The following is a 2,584-nucleotide window of genomic DNA, read 5'->3' on the forward strand; positions in this document are numbered from 1 at the left end:
GAGTGACTGATCACTTAGTCAGAAAATATGATTTCATTTGGTTAACTACTTATGGTGCAGACATAGTAACATTGATTCACTCAAAGGTACTGTGCCATTTCAGACGTCAATACTGCATGGCTATCGCCTGAAAATTCCTTTGCAAATACTCGCCCAGCTTCTCGCTCACCATGATCAAGCGACTCAATAAGTTCTGACATACGAGCCCCTCTCGGGATAACCGGATCATCACGATGGTTCAGTGACACGATGTTAATCTTACGATCAATCAATTTACGCATAGGGGCTTCAGCATCCAGATTACCCCCTACCAGCCACCCCAGAAAATCCGCAAGTCGAGGCCTGTCTGGTATGACAACTCTTGACGTTGTGGTAAAAGAATCATGGGACAGTAACTCAACTCTTGAATCATCCTGCCCCCCGCTGGCTTCAAGGCGTCTGGCAAGAGCAGCGGTGGCAACCCCGCCTCCAAGAGAAGTACCCGCTACGTATACACGCTCAAAATTTTCCAGCGCATATCCCAGCGCAGCGACACCATCCTGCACGACGGTTTCATAGGTTGAGAAGGGAAGATAACCCGACAGCCCATCACTCTGATTTAACCCCGTCCCTCTATAGTCATAAAGAATGACCGGGCATTTCTTTTCTGACTGGATTCGTCCGGGTGCCGACCCCGGATTAAGATAACCCCTGACCAGTAGCTGTGAAAGAACCATACCATTTGGGTTGTTATAAAGAATACAGTGACTATTATTTGGGTCCCAGTCGGGAGGATAACAAATCACACCATGCAATATGCCCGAATCCTGTTTAATTGTGAGGTATTCAGTCCGAAAGCCATTGGTATTGGCTTTCTCACAGGCTGCATTAACAATCTCACGACTTTCTTGTAAGTTTGGAAATTGTCGGAGAAACGGGAACTTATCAGGATAATTCTTGCCAAGCCATGGAAACACTTGCGATAGCACCAAGGGTATACCAACAAACTTGGCAACCCCCAGCCTGTTTTCAACCATCCAATGAAAAGGAGTTAGAACAACTGCAGATCTTGATAAAATTGAATAGCAAGTCCCGGGGACAGAACAAATGAGATCCTTAGCCCGGGATAAATAACTATCAGGCTCGACGGACTTAGTAGAACGAATCCCCATGTGCGGCTTTTGATCATTAGTAGAGGGTGCGTCCTTCGCCCGGTTCCTCAACACAGGGGATTCATAGGTGTATCTATCAGCGATAGTTCCGTAATTCATAACAACCTCTTTAATTCCAATCAGTATCTAAACCCGGCTCACCCTTTAATTAAAAGACAGCGGTCAGCAATACTCGCGGAGAAATAAACCCGTAGTCTTTGATCATATGGGTATACGGTTTTTTATAGCGATACTCCTGAAACATGGTTAGAAGATAATTCAAGGTCAAAAACACTGCTTCCTCAATATCACATCAGAGGCAACATCAACTGAACTTTTATTTTCCCGACGAAGCTGTTCCAGTTCTTCTAAACTGTAGCCGAAATCACTACAGGCAATGGGTAGCCTGGGCGTTTCTTTACCGTAATCCATAAAGATAGCAATGTGAATAAAACTGGATTTTTCAAGAACACTCAGCTTACGGTCACCAATGTATTTCTTGAGCATATTCACCTGCTGGTCAGGCATTCTTTTCTTAGTGTCCATTCCTCGTGAAAGAAACTGCTGAAATTCTTTGAACGGGGGAACAAGAATTCTTCCGGAAAAGGCATCAATTCGGGATGATAAAGAATCAACCGAAGCCGCTGCACTGCTTTCTTCACTGGATTTTCTATTTGCTAACAACTGAACTATCGGAAAGTCAACGTACATGGATTCCACTTTGCCAACTACTTTTACAATATTATTCCTGGTTAGAAAACTCAGGCATCCTTCGTTTCCTGAATAGTCTTTGATAAGCATCAATTTTGCTATATGTTCATCTTCATCAAAGTCAGGATCGTTATACTCGCGTTCATGTCGAGTAAACTCGGAAAACGGTCTTGAGCACTGCAAAAACCTATCGCCATTTTCCAGCATTAAATTAAGGCCACAAGAACCATCATCATAGGTAAATTGCTCAGTTGTCACCTTGTAAGTTTCACCATCAAAAGGGACCACATAATCGTAGGTGGCTGGCCTGGCAGGAATACAGGCCGATCTGTCAGTAATGTTAACCGGGCTTGGTGTGCTGCCTGCACTTGGCTGATCATCGGTAATTTTCAGACGGCTGAGTGATTCTTGTTGCTTCGCCAAACTGCAGCCATCACTTGACGCAGTATTGAGTGAACTTGCCTGTGGATATACCGGAAGCTGCCCGGAGGAACTCGGTATTGAATTCATGTTAAAGCACCAATCAATAAAATGCTGTGGGGAAAAAGTTAGTCAATTTTAATTAACATAAGTTCCCTCTACACGCTATGATCGACTTTATTAAATTGACCTGACAGGACAGGCCTTCCTCCCTGTCTGCTATATTTCAATAGGTTTGATGCGCACAATCTCCGTTCACCCTAAGCGTCCTTCGACTCCGCTCAGGATGCACGGTCGAAGGGTGATTGGCACAGTCTTTATTC

Annotated in this window: 2 protein-coding genes; both read right to left on the reverse strand. The window is 44.3% G+C overall.

Annotated features, from left to right (window positions below; translation table 11 throughout):
* Nucleotides 1-80: 80 nt before the first annotated feature.
* Nucleotides 81-1,250: an alpha/beta hydrolase gene (locus KDK15_RS14820; protein ID WP_257296160.1), complete on the reverse strand. Its 1,170-nt coding sequence runs from the start codon at nucleotides 1,248-1,250 to the stop codon at nucleotides 81-83.
* Nucleotides 1,251-1,415: 165 nt separating this feature from the next.
* Nucleotides 1,416-2,264 (reverse strand): hypothetical protein, encoded by an 849-nt coding sequence (locus KDK15_RS14825; protein ID WP_257296161.1) that lies wholly within the window; start codon nucleotides 2,262-2,264, stop codon nucleotides 1,416-1,418.
* Nucleotides 2,265-2,584 lie beyond the last annotated feature (320 nt).

It is taken from the genome of Endozoicomonas sp. YOMI1, from assembly GCF_024606345.1.
Lineage (GTDB): Bacteria > Pseudomonadota > Gammaproteobacteria > Pseudomonadales > Endozoicomonadaceae > Endozoicomonas.

Excerpts from the sequence above, each read along its gene's own strand:
- KDK15_RS14820 (WP_257296160.1), bottom strand. The coding sequence starts at position 1,250 with ATGAATTACGGAACTATCGCTGATAGATACACCTATGAATCCCCTGTG.